14 protein-coding genes are annotated in these 18,590 nt (G+C 58.0%); 10 read left to right on the forward strand and 4 right to left on the reverse strand.

Annotated features, from left to right (window positions below):
* Positions 1-197 precede the first annotated feature (197 nt).
* The 7 genes from AB4Z23_RS06135 (at position 198) to AB4Z23_RS06165 (ending at position 9,817) form a co-directional block, all read left to right on the forward strand.
* Positions 198-1,526: a hypothetical protein gene (locus AB4Z23_RS06135; RefSeq protein ID WP_065687886.1), complete on the forward strand. Its 1,329-nt coding sequence runs from the start codon at positions 198-200 to the stop codon at positions 1,524-1,526.
* A 132-nt stretch (positions 1,527-1,658) separates the two neighbouring features.
* Positions 1,659-2,777: an acyltransferase family protein gene (locus AB4Z23_RS06140; RefSeq protein WP_035199581.1), complete on the forward strand. Its 1,119-nt coding sequence runs from the start codon at positions 1,659-1,661 to the stop codon at positions 2,775-2,777.
* Positions 2,778-2,963: 186 nt separating this feature from the next.
* Complete coding sequence (locus AB4Z23_RS06145; protein ID WP_065687887.1) at positions 2,964-3,872, forward strand: hypothetical protein; 909 nt, start codon at positions 2,964-2,966, stop codon at positions 3,870-3,872.
* A gap of 130 nt (positions 3,873-4,002) precedes the next feature.
* Positions 4,003-6,258 (forward strand): polysaccharide biosynthesis tyrosine autokinase, encoded by a 2,256-nt coding sequence (locus AB4Z23_RS06150; protein WP_003511263.1) that lies wholly within the window; start codon positions 4,003-4,005, stop codon positions 6,256-6,258.
* Positions 6,259-6,268: 10 nt separating this feature from the next.
* Positions 6,269-6,928, forward strand: a complete 660-nt coding sequence (locus AB4Z23_RS06155; protein WP_065687888.1) for a hypothetical protein — start codon at positions 6,269-6,271, stop codon at positions 6,926-6,928.
* A 70-nt stretch (positions 6,929-6,998) separates the two neighbouring features.
* On the forward strand, positions 6,999-8,522 hold the full coding sequence (locus AB4Z23_RS06160; RefSeq protein ID WP_065687889.1) for an O-antigen ligase family protein: 1,524 nt from the start codon (positions 6,999-7,001) through the stop codon (positions 8,520-8,522).
* Positions 8,523-8,611: 89 nt separating this feature from the next.
* Entirely contained in the window at positions 8,612-9,817 is a 1,206-nt protein-coding gene (locus AB4Z23_RS06165) for a glycosyltransferase family 4 protein (protein WP_065687890.1), read from the forward strand.
* Between the two features lie 37 nt (positions 9,818-9,854).
* Here AB4Z23_RS06165 and AB4Z23_RS06170 read toward each other — a convergent pair whose 3' ends face one another.
* Positions 9,855-10,949 carry a glycosyltransferase family 4 protein gene (locus AB4Z23_RS06170; protein ID WP_065687891.1) on the reverse strand — a complete coding sequence of 365 codons (1,095 nt, stop codon included), beginning with the start codon at positions 10,947-10,949 and terminating at the stop codon, positions 9,855-9,857.
* Between the two features lie 55 nt (positions 10,950-11,004).
* Entirely contained in the window at positions 11,005-12,153 is a 1,149-nt protein-coding gene (locus AB4Z23_RS06175) for a glycosyltransferase family 4 protein (protein ID WP_026330708.1), read from the reverse strand.
* A gap of 420 nt (positions 12,154-12,573) precedes the next feature.
* On the opposite strand from AB4Z23_RS06175, the gene AB4Z23_RS06180 reads away from it, so the two are divergent.
* Both AB4Z23_RS06180 and AB4Z23_RS06185 read left to right on the forward strand, forming a co-directional pair.
* Positions 12,574-13,911, forward strand: a complete 1,338-nt coding sequence (locus AB4Z23_RS06180) for an SGNH/GDSL hydrolase family protein (RefSeq protein WP_065704386.1) — start codon at positions 12,574-12,576, stop codon at positions 13,909-13,911.
* A gap of 136 nt (positions 13,912-14,047) precedes the next feature.
* Positions 14,048-15,430: an O-antigen ligase family protein gene (locus AB4Z23_RS06185; RefSeq protein ID WP_065662497.1), complete on the forward strand. Its 1,383-nt coding sequence runs from the start codon at positions 14,048-14,050 to the stop codon at positions 15,428-15,430.
* Positions 15,431-15,504: 74 nt separating this feature from the next.
* Here the strand turns inward: AB4Z23_RS06185 and greA are convergent, their stop codons facing one another.
* Positions 15,505-15,987: a transcription elongation factor GreA gene (gene greA / locus AB4Z23_RS06190; RefSeq protein ID WP_065687892.1), complete on the reverse strand. Its 483-nt coding sequence runs from the start codon at positions 15,985-15,987 to the stop codon at positions 15,505-15,507.
* Positions 15,988-16,196: 209 nt separating this feature from the next.
* Between greA and AB4Z23_RS06195 the strand changes: the two genes are divergently transcribed.
* Entirely contained in the window at positions 16,197-17,594 is a 1,398-nt protein-coding gene (locus AB4Z23_RS06195; RefSeq protein ID WP_065687893.1) for a family 16 glycosylhydrolase, read from the forward strand.
* Positions 17,595-17,672: 78 nt separating this feature from the next.
* On the opposite strand, the gene AB4Z23_RS06200 is transcribed toward AB4Z23_RS06195, so the two are convergent.
* A complete protein-coding gene (locus AB4Z23_RS06200; protein WP_065687894.1) occupies positions 17,673-18,587 on the reverse strand; it encodes a TIM barrel protein in 915 nt (304 codons plus the stop codon).
* Positions 18,588-18,590: the final 3 nt, after the last annotated feature.

The raw sequence follows: 18,590 nt of genomic DNA on the forward strand, positions 1-18,590 counted from the left end.
TACGGGCGGAAGCGGTGAATTCTGTTTCGTCCGCATATAATATCATTAATTTATATATTTATTTCATTTCAGAAACATGGATTTGATGGCGAATGAAGATGCCAAAAACTTCCAGGACAATCTGACATATTGAGAGGCGCCGCCGATATGATCGCGGCTGCTTTTTATAATCTCGCCGGAATGACCAGGAGACGCAGATGAACGGAAAACAGCCGATCACCATGGGCCACCTGACACGGCGCGGCCTGCTTTCAGCTGCACCTTTCGCACTGGTTGCCGCCACGGGTGTGCGCCCCGCTTTCGCGCAGACTCAATCCGTTTTTTCGGCCAGCACGGAAGTCTTTTTGGACAGTGTGGGCGTGTGTGGCCATTTCGCCCGGACAAACGGCATTTATCCGGAAAGCTTCGAGCGCATCCTGCCTGAACTGGAAGCGCTTGGTGTGGGCCACCTGCGTGACGAGGGACTGATTACCGCAAGGGACAGCCGCAACAGCCCGGCTTTCCAGCGCCTGCGCAGGATTGTGGCGGCCAACGTTCGCCTCACGATCATCTGTTACGACAATCTCAACCCCTACGTCTCAACGCCACTGAACAGGATTGCCGATTTCTACAACTGGTGCGACGGCGGCATCGAAGTTTTCGAAGGCAGCAATGAACCGACGCTGACGAAAGACCCGGCCAATGCGCCGCGCATTTCGGCAGAGCATCAGGCTGCACTTTTTGCAACGATCCGCTCAACTCCGGCCGTGAGCAACGTACCGCTTGTCGCGCCAAGCTATATCCAGGCGAATACGGCGCTGGCGCTAAACCTGCAGAACGTGTGCGACTTCGGCAATATTCACCCCTACGCCGGAATGGAACATCCCGAAACGACTGGGCCGGGGGCGCTCTCCAAATCTGTCGCGGCCTCGGCGCATATAGCAGCCGGCCGGCCGGTGATCGCCACGGAGATTGGGTACCACACCTCACTGCAACCGAAGACCTTCCATTTTCCCGTCACCGAAGGCATCAAGGCGCGCTACATGCCGCGCACGCTCCTGTGGTCCTTCATCAGCGGCATCCGCCGGGCTTACATCTATGAAATGGTCTCCAGCTTTGCCGAAGACGAGACAAATCCGGAATCGTCCTTTGGCCTGCTGCGCCACGATCTGAGCCGGACCCCTGCGTACGGGGCCGTTCGTGCCCTTCTTGCGCTTTGCAAGGCAAGTCGACAAACAGAGCCAGCGGAACGCAGCCTCGCTTTCCTCAACGATGATTCCGAAAGGTTTTCCCTGCGCCTGACAAGACCAGACGGCGCGCTGCTCGCCCCGGTGTGGCTTGGCATACGCGGCTGGCAATGGCCGGCGCGGATCGAAAATCCGCCAACCGAACGTGCAACGGCCTTTTCGGTAACCGGCCCGCATAGCCAAGTCATCGCGCACCGGTTCGGCGATGACGGTTCCGTAAGCCAGCGGGTGATCGCAAAGGAAGGTGGGCAATACCGGCTTTCCGTCAGCGACCAGCTTACGGTGCTGGAGGTTTTCTGAACGCGTGCGGGCGAAAGCCGACAAATTTTATATATCGTGTCAGCCTATTGCATGATAGCCTTCTGAAATAGAGGACTTTTGCTCGCTGCTACGAGCGCACAATATTACTGTATAAATTTTTTCTTTTTATAGATGATGACGATGCAAAAAATTGAAAAAGCGCCTGTTTCCGGGGCGCAGCGTCTCGATATTCTTCAAATGATGCGTGCGCTGGCGGCAATCATGATTGTTGCGCTGCACGCGCAGGTGAACTGGGAGTTCTCGCTCGTCAACCTCCATCTCCTGAGGCTGGGTGCGGGCGTCGATCTGTTTTTCGTCATTTCCGGCTTTGTCATCGTTTATGCCTCCCGGCCGTATTTCGCAGCGGAGGGAGGGCGCTCGGCCTTTCTTGTGCGCCGGCTTCTCCGCATCCTTCCTCTTTACTGGTTCGTGTTGACCATGCGGCTCGCCATGGCCGCGGTCGCCGTTCTTCTCAGCGCCAAGGCCTTCCCGTCCTTGCAGGCCGTCCTAACCTCCTACCTCTTCATTCCCTATGACAGCATGGGTTATGGTGACGCTTATCCGTTTCCAATCATCGATCTGGGCTGGACGCTGAATTACGAGATGTTTTTTTATGTCGTATTCGCGGTTTTCATCTTCCTGCCGCTGGAACGCGCCGTGCTGACAACAGCGGCTGTGCTGCTCGCCGCAGTGCTCATCGGCTCCAACTTCAGTCTCGCCTTGCCGTTTAGTTTCTGGTTTCAGCCCATCATTCTGGAGTTCGTGGCGGGAATGTTGCTCGCCGTGCTTTTCCTGCGCGGCGTGCGCCTACCGCCCTTGCTGGGGATTGCGGTGGCCCTTTGCGGCGTGGCGATTTGGACGCTTATCGATCTGAAAAGGTTCGAATTCCAATGCAATCCGGGCTGTTATTCCTATACCCGGCTGCTCGTTTTTGGCGGTGGCGCGATTTTCCTGATGGCCGCGGCAACCCTGACCAGGGGCATCTCCCTGCCCCGTTTTGCGCAGCCGCTGGCGAAACTGGGCGATTCCTCCTACGCGCTTTACCTTCTGCACCCATTCATCTTTCGGGCATTCCTAGTTGCTTCCGGCGGCATCACCTGGCCGCAGGAGTGGAAAAATGTCGTCTATCTCATCGTCGTCGCCAGCACCATCGCCATCGCCCACGCATTTCACGTCCTTGTCGAAACGCCCGCAAATATCTGGCTTCGAGACCGGCTGATAACACCCCGGCGAAAAGTCGCCGTGTCCTGACGCCCAGAGAAAAGTCCTCGTTTCTGCTGTTAAGTATACCCCGAAGTTCCGTTCACAAGTTTATTTTAGCACTTGATCGTTAGCTAGGGCTGTGCGATTTAAAAAGAAAATTTTAGATGTTGGATAACCATATTCAGCATTTCAGCTTACTTAAAATCGTATTTTTTAAAAATTTGGAGAGTTGTGATGTCCCGCCTTCGTATTGGCTCGACGCTCACTGGTGCGGTATTGATCACCAGCCTCGGTCTTTTTTCCGCAGTCGCCAACGCCCAGAACGTGGAATCAGCGCCGCCAGCTGCCGGGCAGCAGACGCCGCCGGTACAGACTGCGACAACTGGCGCACCCGTAAAGGCCGCCGACGAAACCAACGCCGCATTTCTGGCTCGCGTTAACAGCTCCAATCCGGACACGGTTTCCCTTGCTGCCGCGGAACTGTTCAAGCAGTCTCCGACGCAGGCAACGGTCAAGGATCTGGCCGGCATCGCTTCCAGCACCGATGCGGCAAACGCCGAAATCACTGGAAAGGTGACGAACGGCTTTCCGATCATTGCCGTTTCCACCAGCGCGGCGCAGTTCTCCGAACAGCTTTCTGGCCTGATCCTGAGCGACTCCAGCCAGTTGCCCACCATCGTCGCACTGGCCCAGAAGGTCGGCAACAAGGACTTCTCCGAAGTTGTCGGCGAAGGTCTGGCGCTCGCCTATTCTACGGCGATGCAGAGGGGCAACACGATACTTGCCGCCGCAATCCAGTTGCAGACCAAGGGTGTCGGCGTGCCCTCCGATCTTCTGATCGCCTTTAGCGAAAATGTTCAGGGAACGGCGGCCGGTCCGGCAGCGCCTGCGGCAGCTGCAGCTGCTGCCTCACCGATTGGTGGCGCCGGCTCTTCACCTGCAAGCGGCAACAGCATTGGCGGCTCGGGAGCGGCGGGCTCACCAGCCGGTACGGCACAGGCCGGCGGCGGAGCCGCACCGGTTGGCGGTGGCGGCAGCGGTGGCAGCACCGGCAGCGGCGGAACCACCACAACCAACAACTTCTTTGCCGCGCCCCTTTCAACCGGCAGCACCAGCACGCCAGTCAGCACAAGTCCCGTTTGAACCCGGTTTTGCCGCCCGTCCTGCGGGAATGGCGGCCGCCTGTCCTACCATGCAACCGAGACTTGGCGGGTGCCACGCCCGCCAAAAAGAGCGAGGCTGACAGTTGTTGCAAAGGCACGATCCCTTGACTATGGCCGATATCGACAAAAGCGGATTTACAGCCGACTTTATCGATATAGACGCCGTTCTTGCCACGGTCCGCCGACAGTGGCGCGTCGTCCTCGCGGCAGTCGCCATTGCCGGGACAATCGGTCTCGCTTATGCCGCGACGGCCGTTCCGATCTATTCAGCTTCGGCTACCCTTTTGATCGACCGCAACAACAGCCAGGTCGTCGAGCAGCTTTCGACGATCGGCGGCGTCGTGGAGGACGAGGCTTCCATTCTCAGCCAGGTCGAGGTCCTGCAATCGGAAACCATCGGGATTGCCGTCGTCGACAGTTTGAACCTGACGGAAAATCAGGAATTCAGGGCAAACCGTGCCTCGCTTCTGAGTTCGATATTCGGCACGATCCGTTCGCTCGTCAACGTTTCGCAATGGTTCTCACCGGCAAAAGAGACCGTCATCGACGACGGCACGCTGAAGCGGGCGCTGTCGGACCGGCTACTGGACGGTCTCAGCGTCAAGCGTATCGGCCGTACCTACGCGCTGGAACTGACCTACAACTCGACATCACCGGTTCTCGCCGCCCAGATCGTCAACGCGGTGGCGTCGGCTTATCTGGTGGACAAGCTGAACTCCAAATACGAGGCGACGAAGCGGGCCAGCGACTGGCTGTCCGACCGTATTGCCGAGTTGCGTCAGCGGGCACTCGACACCGACCTTGCCGTACAGAAATTTCGCGCCGAACACGGCTTGATCGAGACCGGCAATAACGGCCTGCTTTCCGATCAGCAACTGGCCGAGTCCAACAGCGCGCTTATTCTGGCGCAGTCGGAAACGGCCAGGTCGCGCGCGCGGGTACAACGCATCGAACATATCCTTGCCACGGATGATGTCGACGCCGTCGTCACCGACATTCTCGAGAGCTCGGTTGCAAACGATCTGCGCAAGAAATATCTCGAATCCTCGAAGATCGAAACGGAAATCACCCGCAGGCTTGGCAGCAACCATGTTCAGGCGGTGCGTCTGCGCAACGAAATGCAGGAATACCGCCGGCTGATGTTCCAGGAAATCAGCCGTATTGCGCAAAGTTACAAGAGCGATCTGGAGGTTTCAGAAGCAAGAGAGAAATCACTTGCGGAGAGCGTTGCCAAGGCTACCAGCGTCAGCAACTCGGCCAGCCAGACCCAGGTTCAGCTTCGCGAATTGCAGCGTGAAGCGGAAACTTACAAGAACATGTATCAGACCTTCCTGCAGCGTTATCAGGAAGCGATGCAGCAGCAATCCTTCCCCGTAACGGAAGCACGCGTGATTTCGAGGGCAGTTCCGCCCAACATTCCAAGCAAACCGAACAAACCGCTACTTTTGGCGCTGTTCATGATCATGGGCGCCGCGGCCGGCGGTGGCATCGCCATGTTTCGCGAGTTCCGCGACCGTTTCTTCCGCACCGGAGAACAGGTTCGCGACGTTCTCGGGCTGGAATTTCTGGGCAACACCCCGCTCGTCCAGAACAAGCCGGGCACGGATGTGTTGCCAAAGGGACAGGAGGGGCCGCCTACCGCCACACGCCCGTCCAGCGTTGCCCGCTACACTGTCGATCACCCGCTATCATCCTTCGCCGAAACGCTGCGCAGCACACGGCTTGCGATAGATCTCGGCATTCCCCCGAAAACCGGCGCGCGGGTGGTGGGCGTCGTATCGGCGTTGCCGAGCGAGGGCAAATCGACGATCTCCATCAATCTGGCTCAGCTTCTGGCCGGACAGGGAGCAAGGGTTCTTCTGCTGGATGCGGATATTCGCAACCCGGGCGCCACGCGCGCTTTGGGGCGTCATGCTGCAGAAGGCCTGCTCGAAGTGCTGCTGGAAGGCCGCAATATGCGCGATGTGCTGCTGCACGACGAAAAGACGCGGCTCGCTTTCCTGCCAACGGTCGTCAAGCAGCGCGTACCGCACTCCTCCGAGCTGCTGACATCGGCGCAAATGTACAAATTGCTGGCCGAAGCGAGCGGTCTCTTCGACTACATCATCGTCGACCTGCCGCCTCTCGGGCCGGTGGTGGATGCCCGCGCGATGGCCGGCCGGATCGACGGTTTCGTCTTCGTCACAGAATGGGGCAAAACCGCCCGCAGGGCGGTACGCAATACGATTGAAAACGAAGTCCAGATCCGCAAGAAGTGTCTCGGTGTCATCCTCAACAAGGTGGACACGGAAAAGCTGAAGCTTTACCGAGCTTACGGTTCAAGCGAATATTATCACGCGCGCTACACGCGATATTACCATGATTAGGCGGGACGGAATGGCGGGCCTGCGTAAATTCTTCGCGGTCGTGCCGGTTCTCATCCTTTCCGTGTTTGTTTTATCCGTCGCCGCACAGGCGTTTTCCGAAACCCGGCGGTTTTCCGATGTCGTCGCCTTGGCAAGAATTGCCGACGACAAAAGCGGCCTGGCGCACGATCTTCTGGCGAAGACGGTCGATGGGCTGCACCCCGTCGTTGCGGAGAAAATCTGCCGTTCGGATATCGTCAAGGCCGGGTTACGGCTCGTTCTCGCAGATCTCGATGCAAATGGCCAAGATGCGACGTCGGAGGCCGGTGTGGCGCGTCTCGGCTTTGCCGAAAGCTATATTCGTCACGCGCTCTCCTGTTTGCCTGCAAATGGCGATGTGTGGCTGCGTCTTGCCATGGTTCGTTCGCTGCGTAACGCCTCGCCAATGGAAATCGCCGTTCTGATGAATTTTTCCCAACTTTACGGGCCTGCAGACGCCAACCTGATACGCGGGCGCTTCGTGATGTGGCAGCAATTTCCAAAAGACACACTGCCTCAGGCCGATGCGGCCCGCAATGCGGACACGGCAGTCGTCTGCGGTAAGGAGGGGGAAATCCTGCGATGGACCCTGCGGAAGATCTGTCCGCAGCAGCCGCAGGCCGGCATGAAACGCACCGTGCCGCTTCCGTGAAATAGCGGCCCGCCTCGTCCTTCTACCTTAGACATCGTCGCAGCAACAGTTATTGCAAAGCCGAAAGCCAATGTCGTCCATCGAAGCCCAATCAGAACCGCTATCCTCATCGCCACCGCGACCGGTTGCGTTTCCAGACTATTTTCGGACGGCCGCCATAGTCATCTTCTGGGCTATCTTCCTGCTTGCGCTTCTCAATCGCGGCGCAACTGAAATCGAGAGCCGTATCGTCGTCACCGTTGCAATTTATTTGTTGCTCGTGCCCGCCATCCTGTTGTTCGGGCCGCCCCGGGCTGGTTCAAGCTTGGCACTTGTGGCGACCTGCCTTTTGCTGGGGGCACTCATCATCCAGCTGTGGCTGCAATCATCTGTGCCGGGTATTGCTCCACCCAATCCCGCCTGGTCGACCGCCGCCATGTTCATGCAGTTCGCGCCCGACGCCACGGTTTCGCTCACCCCGGCGGATGATCGGCTCGGCCTGTTAAGCGCCGCCCTGCCCTTCGGCGCCTTCATGGCCGGCCTCGTCATTTTCGATACCGACGAGCGCGCGGCAAAAGCGCTGCGATGGTTCGCAATTGCCGGCGGATGGCTGGCACTGTTGTCAATCGTGCAGTTTCTGCTTTTTCCAGAAACACTCGGCTTCATTCAGAAGCGCTTCTATCTCGGCAGCCTGACCGGCCTTTTCGTCAACCGTAATACCGCCGCCACCTTCTTCGGTCTCATTCTCCTGACCCTCGTCGTGATGCTGCACAAACGGCTGACGGCTCCAGACTGGGGAATGGTCAGGGCGCTGGTGGCAAATCGCCTGACCGTTCCAGTCGGCCAGAAACGCCTCATCCGCAAGGCCGCCTTCATCGGCGTGCTCACTGCCTTTTGCTTCATCGCCCTGATGCTGACCGGATCGCGCGCCGGCATCGCATCAAGCTTTGCGGCACTGAGTTTCCTCATTCTTCTGACCGTCTTCAACTCACCCATCAAAACAGGCCGCAACGCGGCTGCCCTGCGGCGCAAGCGGCGCGGCACGAAGCGCCGCGCGGCGATCGTGCTCGCCATTACGCTTGGCCTGTTCCTGCTCTTCGCTAATCGCGTGGCGCTTCGCATGGAAACGCGATTGGAAGACGACATGCGCTTCTGCTACATGCCGGGCATCGCGCGTGCCATTTCTGACAGCTGGCCTTGGGGAACCGGCCTTGCAAGTTTTACGGAAACCTACGCGCCCTATCATGCGGCGCAATGCGGGGTGGACGCCATCGTCACCCACGCCCACAATGTCTATGCCGAGGGACTGCTGACGCTCGGCCTCGCATTTCCATTTTATGCGGCTTTTTTTGTGCTCGTCCAACTCGCCATTTTTATTCGCGGGGCGCGCAAACGCAAAAACTACCGGTACGCCTCCCATCTCGGCCTCGCCGGGCTGCTGCTCGTCGCATTGCATTCGACACTTGATTTTTCCCTGCAGATCCCCGGCTTCGCAATGGCTTACGCCGTATTCCTTGCGCCCGTCGTCACGCTTTGTCTCAACCCACCAGGTGTTGGACGGGACCGTTCGCGGCGGCGCGAACCATCTCCAACCGATCCCGCAATGCCGGCCTAGATCAGTCCGGATGGACAGCAGCCTTCATTTCGCTGATGCGAAATAGTTGTAACGATTATAAAACCACACAAAGACGCGAGAATTTGGGCATGCGGATATTGCAAATAACGTCGCTGTTTTCTCCGGACCGGGTCGGCGGCGCGGAGATATTCGTGGAAGACCTCGCGCGCGGGCTGGCGGAGAAGGGCCACACGGTAGCGGTGGCGGCGATCTCCCGCAAACAACAGGCCGTGGAGCTGCGCGACGATTTCGCCGTTTACCGCCTCGGACATACCACGCCGTTTTTTATCGGGGACTGGGAACAGCAACCCGGATGGAAGCGAAAATACTACAAGATCGCCGTGCAGCTGGATCCGGGTCTCGTGCGCCGGCTTGCCCGCGTCATCGATGATTTCCGGCCTGATGTCGTCAACACCCATTCGCTGTCGGAGCTGACACCGCTGGTCTGGCCGATGATCCGCAAGCGCGGCATTCCGCTCGTACATTCCCTGCACGATTTCACCAGCATGTGCACCAACGGCTCCCTGTTTCATGACGGTCACATCTGCGACGGCACCAGCAAAAAATGCCGCGCCTTCTCTTACCTGCACTGGCGTTGCCAATGCGCCGTCGACGCTGTCGCCGGTGTCGGCCACGATATTGTCGAGCGCCATGTGCAGGCCGGCTTTTTCACCCATGTACCGGAAAGCCGCCGCACGGTCATCTGGAATGCCATCGCGCCGCCAGCTTCACAGACACAGCGCATTCCACGCGCGCCTGGGGACCCGCTTGTTTTCGGCTATCTGGGCCGCATCGAGGCGCCCAAGGGTGCAGATCTCCTGATCGAGTCGCTGCCGCTCCTGCCGCCGAAGGGCTGGCGACTGGTCATGGCGGGTCGCGCGCCGGGCGGCATCGAAGCCTACGAGCAAAAAACCGCCAACCTTCCGGTCGAATTTCCCGGCTACGTGGACGCCGATAGTTTCTTCGCCGGTATAGATTGTCTGATCGTTCCACCACTCTGGCCAGAGGCTTTCGGGCGCACGGTCGCTGAAGCTATTCTACGCGGTGTGCCGGTTCTCGGCGCCAATCTCGCCGGTGTCGCCGAACAGATCGGTCGGGACCGGCCGGAACGCCTTTTCGCGCCGGGCAACGCCGCCGAGCTTGCCGCCCGCATGACTGACGCGATGCGCAACCCCGCCATTCTCGCGGAAACACCGGAAACCAAAGCGCGCATTTCGCAGGGCGTCGCGCCCGAACGGGTAATCGGGGCATACGAAACGCTTTATTCGGAGCTGCGCAGCGGCATCAGGGCATGAGCCGCAAGATTTCACCCGGGGACATGACTCCTAGACGTCAGGTCTGTTCATGGAAAACCTGCGCATAGCTTTCCGCCGCCTTCTGCCATGAATACAGCTTGCGGTTTTCATAACCCGCCTGGCGAAGATCGCTTGCCAGATGCGGCTCCCGAAAAAGCCGCTCAAGTGCCGCGACAAGGCTGTCAGAGTCCGCGGGATCGAAGGTGAGTGCGCCCTTTCCGGCGATCTCCGGCGTTGCGGAACGGTTGGAGCAGACGACCGGACACCCCAGTTGCTGCGCCTCCAGCACCGGCAGGCAGAACCCTTCATATGTGGAAGGCACGCAAAGGCAGGCGGCGTGGCGGTAAAGGTCTGCCAGTTGATGGTCGTCTATGCCGGAAAGCCGGATCAGTCGCGCCTTCAGCTCCGGATCATCTAGTACGCTGCCGATTTCCTCGGCATCGTCGCGGCCAACATGCACGACGTGCAAATCCGGCCTAACTTTGCCAATCACGGCAAAAGCCTTGCCCAGAAGCGAAAAGTTCTTATTCGACGTCGCGTTTCCGACCGCCAGTATGTAGGGCGCGGCAACTGGCGGCGGGCCGTTTAAACTCGCTAGATCGACATTCAGGGTGCTGTCAGAATGGATAGTCAGGCTTTTCCCGGCAGCCGATGGATAAAACTGCGCCAGATCCTTACGCGTCGCTTCCGATACGCAGGTGATCCGGTTCGAACCAGCCATCATCAGTCGAAAGATCAAATCCGTCGTCAACGTCGCCCGCCAGCCGATCTGTTCGGGAATGGTCCTGAAATAAAGATCGTGAACCAGGGTGACGCGCCGTTTGCCGCCGCTGGGACTTCCGAAGGGATCGGCGTTGAACAGCACATCGATGCCGAGCTTGCGGCAAAGTGCCGGTAGCGTCATGGCCTGACGCAGCACATCAAACACCATGATACGCGGCCGCGGCGTCTCAATCAGCTGAAGGCGGCTTTCGCGCAGGTTTTCGGGCAGCTGTGCCCGCGTCCAGGGAGAGCGCAGGATGTAGTCGTCCCGCGTCTGATCCAGCAGCCGCTCCAGCAGGCTGAAGGTCACGCGGCCGACGCCGGAAGGTTTGCCGCCATACTGGCTCGGCATGTTTACGAGAATACGCATCCTGACCCTTCCGCTTGCCTGCACTTTCTGTCCGAATTGATCGCCAAGAGGCCCCTCACACTGCTTCCGACAGCAAAGCGGAAACAGACCGGCAGGTCTCCTCCAGCGAAAAACGCCGGCTCACATCCTCGCGGCCCTGCTGCGCCAGCCTTTCCGCCAGAGCTGGCTGCGACAGGATGCAGCCTAGTGCTGCCGCAAGCGCCGATGCGTCGCCCGGCGGCACCAGAAGACCCGTTTCGCCGTCCCTAATGATTTCGGTAACCCCACCACCGCGTGTAGCGACAACTGGCCGCCCGCACATCATGGCCTCCACCACCACCCGCCCGAACGGTTCGGCGACAACAGAGGTGTGGGCAACGGCATCCATCGATGCCATCAGCTCTGGTACATCCGACCGGAAACCGAGGAAGCGGACACGACCATCCAGACCGAGACGGGATGCCTGCTCGCGGATGCGCGTCTCATAGGCGTCCTGCCCGAATAGCGCTCCGCCAACGATGACGGCCTGAACGCCATCCATCGCCGCGATCGCGTCCAGAAAGACGTGCTGCCCCTTCCATTCGCTCAGCCGGCCGAACAATCCGACAAGCGGTTCAGGACCAAGGCCCAATTCCGTACGCAACCGCGCAGCTCTGCCGGGATCGTGGGCCACAGCCTTTGCGGGGTCGAAGCCGTTATAAACGATGCGGACCTTTTCTGCCTGCCCGCCAGCTTCAACGAAAGCCCGGCCGGTTTCCTGCGAATTGACGGCCACCAGCCTTGCGAAAAGGCGCGCGAATGCCAGCGAGGCATGGCGATTGGCGGAGCTGAATGCGGGATCGGTGACTATATCGTGCAAAACCCAGACAAGTGGGCGGCGGCTGAGTTTCGCGGCAAGCGCGCAAACGAACAGCGCCTTCTGCGAATTGGCGCAGATTACGTCGTAATGTCTCGCCTGCTGGCTCAATTGCCAAGCGACGGCGACAACATCGGCCGCGCCACGCAGCATTGCGCCAAACGGTGAATCACGGCGGATCGACAGCATTTTTTCGCCAGCGGATAACATGACCGGAGGCCTCCCGGCCGCTGCCAGATCATCAGCAGCACCACCGCCACTGAGAAAACAAGCTCGCCAGGAATGCGGTCCGGCCTTGACGAGGTCCGTCAGAAAAAGCTCGGCGCCACCCTTCTCTCCTGTGTGACTGACAAATAGAGCGGATGTCATGACATCACCTGTGAAGTACCAGAGCACCCAAGTTGCCATTGCCCTAAATTGCGGGCATGAATGGACAGCCCGTGAAAATGACGAGTGCACTTGCCAACGGCAGGGATATTTTCACCGGCAATTTCAGTATAAGAACAACAATGCTTGATTGTGGTTAGAAAAAATAACATTCAAACCTTTATGCGGATAAGAATCCGATATACGTAAATTAAAAGAAAAATATTCTATCTATATATTTTAAAAGAGATCGAAGAAAAATTCGTGACGTATAATTTTACTGCTTTTCGCCGTCCCGTTTCCTGCGTTTTGTCCCCCGGCCTTTCGGCGGAGTTATCCTAGGGCCAGACGAGGAGAACGAACGATGACACCGCTCAAACGCAACATATGCATATATATGACCGGAACGGAAGAGGTGCCGGCATGATCGGCGTATCGCTCGGCATCACCTCCCGAAACATCCCCACCATGGTCCCTTCCCTGAACGCGCTCTCACCCTTGCGCGCGCGTTTGACTGCGGGTCAGAATGCCACGATCTTCGTGAATGGTGACAGCACCGCCTATGCCGATGCCGGACCATTCCAGCAGTTCGCCATGATGCTTGGCGATCTGCACGACACAAGGGTTGTGCTGCACCGCTGGGCAGAATGGCAGACAAACGCCCCCACCGGGCCAAAGGCCTATGCGGATTCGGTTACGCTGCGCGCAGGCATGGGGCCAACGCTCACGGTCTATCTTGCGGCACTGCCCGGCGGCATGGCCGGTTACATGCTCGCGGACCAGCGCGCGGCGGCGTTGAAGATTCCGCGTCCCGACCTGTGCATCACGCATCATGGGCATAATATGCAGAGTTTCGAGACGCCGGGTGGTATCCTAAGCTCCGGACGAGCCGCCCTGCTCGGACCGCTTGGCATGATCGAATGGCAATGGCCGGGTGCCCCCCAACTCATCACCACCCAGAACCCCTGGCGCGATAGCACCGGTTACGACAAGGTCTATAATGCGATCCTTGACCTTGCCCGAGCGCACCCGGGCCTCACGCTGGTGGATACACACGCGTCATTTGTAGCGAGAGGCAAGGACCATGCGCTTTACCGCGACAACGTCCATCCGAACGATGCCGGATCTCAGCTCATCGCCCGAACCTTGTTCAGTTGTTATCTGGGATCGGCGCCCGATAACGTCTTTCAGACACCTTGTTGGCCAAAACTTCCCGCCGCCAATCTTATCGTCAACGGCGATTTCACCGATTGGACGGGGTCCGCTCCATCGGGTTGGAGCCTGGCGGCGTCGGGTTCCGCCATAAAAGCCGCAGAAGTCACCTTTTCTCCGGCTTTCGCTCACAGCCTCGGTTTGCGTGCGAATGGCAACCAGTCGGCCGCACTGGTTCGTTATTTTCGCAATGCGGAGGCCGCCGCGATGATCGGCAAAACCGTTTCATTTGCAGTGCTTTATAAAAATACCGAGGGACAGCGTGCGCCCTATGTCACACTGGTTTCAAAAAGCGGCGGCGCAGTCCGGACGATCAGTTGCTCCGCGCTTCAATTTGGTGGTGCGAACGCCCTCGACAATAGCGGCTGGATGTGGGCGACAGCCAACGACATCGCGATCGATCCTGATATCAGCCCCAGCGGATATGGTTTCTATGTGAGGATCATGCCGGCATTCGGCATGAGCGCGCCGGTTTCCAACGAACCGCTTTACATACAGCGGGTGATCGCCGTTGAGGGCGCTCTGCCAAAAGGCAATCTGAGCGACTGAAAACCATAGAAAATTGTCTTGCGCGGCAACGTCATCAAGACCACTATTCATCGTCATCACCCTGTCGCCTCATGGTGATGACGTCCTCTCCCACAGGGCCGCACCAAGGTCCGCCAGTGAAGGATACAGGCCGGGAATGACCAGAAGCACAAATATGGCGGCATCGCATCAATCGCCGTTGCCGGGTTTCGTTTTGGCGATGCCTCTTTATCCTTCAAAAACCATACAGGTGCCCGGTCTCTTTCTGGCGATCTTCGTTTTTTCCATTGGCTTTTTCATTCAATGCAATGTGCTGACCAGCAATCTGGGCCTGCGCTTCCTCAACATCACCGACATGCTTGTCCTGATGACGCTACCCGTTATTGCCCTGCTTTACATTCGCTGTCTGACGCCCTCGATCATCCTGCTTTATCTCGTTCCGCTAACCATTTTTTTTGCACTTTCGGCTGTCTTTGCCGACGAACGTGGCGAAGGTGAATTTTACACCACCGCGATGGCATATTTTTACGCGGTCTATTTTCTGTTTTTTGCCTATATGCTGTTTAAGGAGAACCTTCTCGAGCTGTTCTGCTGGGGCATCTTCGCCGGCTTCATCGCGGTGACGATCCTGCTTTTTCTGGACATCGTCATTCACGACCAGCTCGCCTCCCTTGGCCTCTCTTTCATGTTCGATGAAACCGCCGTGCTGGCAGCTGCGGCAAAAGGCGAATTGAGCCCGTTGCTTTTGCGTGTCGAAAAAGCGGGTGGCATCTGGCCGGTGGGCAACACAGCCGGACCTGCCTTTGCGTTGGCGGGTGCGGCAGTCGCCTATCTTGCCGAAAGGCAAAAACGTCCCGCGCTGTTTGCCGTATTTCTGCTGGTCTATCTGGCGAGCTTCACACTTACTCTCAACCGGTCCGGAGTATTTGCCGTTCTTGCGATCGGGGTCTATTTCTACATCAGAAATTTTTCCATCAAAATGCTGCTCAGCACCTATTTTGGTTTTGCCTTGTCCGCCCTTGTCATCGCGGCGGTTTTGCCATTGGGTGCTTTCGATTTTGCGGAACAGATATTTTCAAAACGGTTTCTCGAGGACAGCAACAGCAGCAACAATGCGCAGGAGCGCTGGGATACGCTCACTGGCGGCTTTCAGGTGATGCTCCATCATCCTTTCGGCATCGGTTTTACCGCTCGATATGAAGAACTGTCGCGAATATCGAGAATCGGAACACCGCATAGTGGCTTTCTCGCCACGGCCTATGCGTCCGGCATAGGATTTGGCCTTCTCAGCGCCTTTGCGCTTGTTTACGCGATCCTCCGGAAACGAAAAGTCGGTTTCTTCGCCTATTCGGCGATCGCAATCGTTATCGTCTATCAATTTGAAGAGCTGAATTTCAATCCCGTTTTCATGGCCTATATGGGGCTCGTACTCGCCTATACTTTCATTGATCTGGATTTCAGGTTCTTTCTGAAAAATACGATGATGCGGATGGCTGGAATGGCAGAAGAGGACGCTTTGGCGACGGCACGACCGGCGTAAATTGCGGCGAGGTTCTCTCGCTCCAAACCGCACATCCTTGCTGGCAAAATTTGTTCCGTTTTCAAGTGGGCGCTTTAGGTCACTTCGATGATTTCAATCTCTTTGCCGCCCAGGCTGACAACATCACCGGCAGATTTTCCCATCAACACTCCTGCGACCGGGGAGACATAAGACATCGATCCATTGGCCGGATCGGCTTCATCCTCGCCTACGATCCGGAACCGTTGCGTCCTCCCGTCATCACGGCTGAATGTTACCACGCTGCCGAAGGCAACGGTGCCATCAGCAGGCGGGCTCGGCATCAGCTGGGCGGTGCGAACGCGCTCCGCGAAATACCGAATGTCCCGCAGAGGATTGGCTGAAAGCCGACGTCTTTCATTGACGTCTTCGACGGCATTGGCCGTTTCGCAGGCTTCGCGCGCCAATTGCAGCTGCTGCTCCAGCGCTTTCAGCCCAGCCTCCGTCACCAGATTGGGATGAGGCGAAATCACCCGGTCCGGCAGAACCGTTTCGGCTGCGGTTTCGGCACTATCTTCCTTGGTAAAGGCTACACTCAACTCTCGCACTCCATCCCCGTGAGATGCCACTTTGAGCATCTCCCTTGCCGTCCAATCCTGCCACCGCCCATCGCAATGCTGCAATAGCGTGCACCACGGAAACCGCCCATGTACCCCTCATTTCTGGCTCTAACAGGAGGCTTTTCGCCCTGTTAGGGTATTGCCCAAGAGGAGTGAGAAAGCCAACGCTAACGGACAGGAGACGGTCAATGGCCCGGACAGTATTGAATGCGCTTGGAGACACACTCTACTACAGCGACAATTCCACCGGATTTTTTTCCGCCACGGGTTCCGGACCGCTGCTGACAGGCACTGGCCTCAATGATTCCATGTGGGGCGACAGTTCCGTCAATGTGACAATGGCGGGCGGCACGGGCGACGATATTTATTACCTCTATTCCAGTATCAACCGTGCCGTCGAAAATGCCGGGGAGGGTATCGACACCATCGACACCTGGATGAGTTATACCTTGCCCGACAATTTCGAAAACCTGCGGGTAACCGGAGATGGTCGTTATGCCTTCGGAAATGAGCTGGACAACATCATAACCGGCGGATCGGGCAGCCAGACCATTGATGGCGGGGGCGGTAACGACGTGCTGATCGGCGGTGGCGGTGCGGATACATTCGTTTTTACGAGCGGCAACGGCACCGATCTCATCATGGATTTCAGCGCCAACGACACGATCCGGCTTAACGGTTACGGCATCACATCCTTCGAGCAGCTCGTCAGCAATGCCACCCAACAGGGCGATAATCTCTGGCTGAACTTCGCCAACGGCGAGGCCGTCGTTCTTGCCGGAACGACCATCGACGATCTTCAGGCCGACCAGTTCGAGCTCAGCCTCGACCGATCATCCCTCACCCAGACCTTTGCCGACGAATTCGATGCACTTTCACTTCGCAGCGGCGATCAGGGGACTTGGGATGCCAAATATTGGTGGGCACCGGAAAAGGGAAGCTCGCTGACGACGAATGGCGAGGCGCAATGGTACATCAACCCCGCTTATGCCGGCACATCAGAGGTCAATCCCTTCAGCATCAACAACGGTGTCCTGACCATCACCGCTGCGGAAACCCCGCAATCGATCGCCAACGAGGTTGAGGGCTATGATTATACCTCGGGTATGCTGAACACCTATTCGTCGTTCAGCCAGACCTATGGTTATTTCGAAATGCGCGCCGACATGCCGACCGACCGGGGCGCTTGGCCGGCCTTCTGGCTTTTGCCTGAGGACGGCTCCTGGCCACCGGAACTCGATGTCGTGGAGATGCGTGGGCAAAACCCCAATACGTTGATCATGTCCACCCACTCCAATGCAACGGGAGAACAGACATCAGTCATAAACAATGTCAGCGTGCCAAGCACGGAAGGTTTCCACACATATGGCGTTTTGTGGGATGCGGAGCATATTACCTGGTATTTCGACGACGTCGCCGTGGCGCAGACGGATACGCCTGATGACATGCACGACCCCATGTATATGGTCGTCAATCTTGCTGTCGGCGGCATGGCAGGAACGCCGTCGGCGGTTGATTTCAGCGACGGTTCGCAAATGATGATCGATTACATCAAAGCCTATTCGCTTTCCGACTGGGCCGCGTAACGAAAAACGCCGGCAGTTGCGTTCAGAACTGCCGGCGCTTCAGACCTCAGCCTGTCGGCTGGGCCTTGTTCAGTTCAGTCATTCAGCCGCGATCTGCATCCGCTCAGTGTAGAGCGACATGAGATGACGCGCCGTTTCAAGACTCGCGGGCTGTTCGGCACGGTAGCGGCGGCCGATTTCCATCATCAGCACGGTATCCGGCAGGAAGGTCAGCTCCGAGAAGATGCCCTGCCAGTCGATATCTCCCCAGCCGAGCGGCATATGCAGATCGCCGATGCCGAGAGCGGTATTTTCCTGGTCGAAATACGGTTGATAAAAGCCCTGCGGCCGGCCGAAGGAATCGTGGACATGCAAATGGCCGGCAACCGGCGCCATGGCACGAAGCTGTTCGCGAAAATCGAGCCCGCGAAAGGTGGATTCGAGATAGGCGTGGCTGAAGTCGATCAGCGCAACGACGTTATCATGGCCGATGGCCTTAACTGTCTGGGCCACCTCGGCAGGCGTCTGGCGATATTGGCCGGGTTCGGTGGAGAAGATATTCTCAAGCGCGACCCGCACGCCATAGGGCTTGCAGAATTCCGCCAGCTCGAAAAGCGCCTCCCGCTCACGGGCATCGGCATCGGCCCGCTCGGCGATCTGGTCGGCACGCAGGGCACCACCGTGTTGAACGAGGATGCCCGCGCCGATGCGATCGCACAGGACGGCCAGCGCCTTGGCTGCATCTATCTGGTAGCGGCACGTTACCGGGTCCATGAAATTGGACGAAACAAGACCGTGCACCGTGTAGCGGAAGTCGAATTCTTTGGCGAGCGCCACGAACCGTTGAGCGCGCTCCTCGATGATGCGACCGCCTGCGATCAGATCAAGGCTCGTTGCGGCGATTTCAACGGTGTCGCAGCCAATTTCGGCAAGCGCACGAAGATCGCTTTCGAGTGTGGCCAGTTCACCGTCGTCCGAGCTGGCGTTGAAGCCGGTTCCAATAAGATTGCTCATGTC

This window comes from Agrobacterium sp. MCAB5 (assembly GCF_052114365.1).
Taxonomy (GTDB): domain Bacteria; phylum Pseudomonadota; class Alphaproteobacteria; order Rhizobiales; family Rhizobiaceae; genus Agrobacterium; species Agrobacterium tumefaciens.

What these genes read in the sequence shown, in the direction of transcription:
- AB4Z23_RS06135 (WP_065687886.1), top strand. Translation starts at nt 198, where the DNA reads ATGAACGGAAAACAGCCGATCACCATGGGCCACCTGACACGGCGCGGC.
- AB4Z23_RS06140 (WP_035199581.1), top strand. Translation starts at nt 1,659, where the DNA reads ATGATGACGATGCAAAAAATTGAAAAAGCGCCTGTTTCCGGGGCGCAG.
- AB4Z23_RS06145 (WP_065687887.1), top strand. Translation starts at nt 2,964, where the DNA reads ATGTCCCGCCTTCGTATTGGCTCGACGCTCACTGGTGCGGTATTGATC.
- AB4Z23_RS06150 (WP_003511263.1), top strand. Translation starts at nt 4,003, where the DNA reads ATGGCCGATATCGACAAAAGCGGATTTACAGCCGACTTTATCGATATA.
- AB4Z23_RS06155 (WP_065687888.1), top strand. Translation starts at nt 6,269, where the DNA reads ATGGCGGGCCTGCGTAAATTCTTCGCGGTCGTGCCGGTTCTCATCCTT.
- AB4Z23_RS06160 (WP_065687889.1), top strand. Translation starts at nt 6,999, where the DNA reads ATGTCGTCCATCGAAGCCCAATCAGAACCGCTATCCTCATCGCCACCG.
- AB4Z23_RS06165 (WP_065687890.1), top strand. Translation starts at nt 8,612, where the DNA reads ATGCGGATATTGCAAATAACGTCGCTGTTTTCTCCGGACCGGGTCGGC.
- AB4Z23_RS06170 (WP_065687891.1), bottom strand. Translation starts at nt 10,949, where the DNA reads ATGCGTATTCTCGTAAACATGCCGAGCCAGTATGGCGGCAAACCTTCC.
- AB4Z23_RS06175 (WP_026330708.1), bottom strand. Translation starts at nt 12,153, where the DNA reads ATGACATCCGCTCTATTTGTCAGTCACACAGGAGAGAAGGGTGGCGCC.
- AB4Z23_RS06180 (WP_065704386.1), top strand. Translation starts at nt 12,574, where the DNA reads ATGATCGGCGTATCGCTCGGCATCACCTCCCGAAACATCCCCACCATG.
- AB4Z23_RS06185 (WP_065662497.1), top strand. Translation starts at nt 14,048, where the DNA reads ATGACCAGAAGCACAAATATGGCGGCATCGCATCAATCGCCGTTGCCG.
- AB4Z23_RS06195 (WP_065687893.1), top strand. Translation starts at nt 16,197, where the DNA reads ATGGCCCGGACAGTATTGAATGCGCTTGGAGACACACTCTACTACAGC.
- AB4Z23_RS06200 (WP_065687894.1), bottom strand. Translation starts at nt 18,587, where the DNA reads ATGAGCAATCTTATTGGAACCGGCTTCAACGCCAGCTCGGACGACGGT.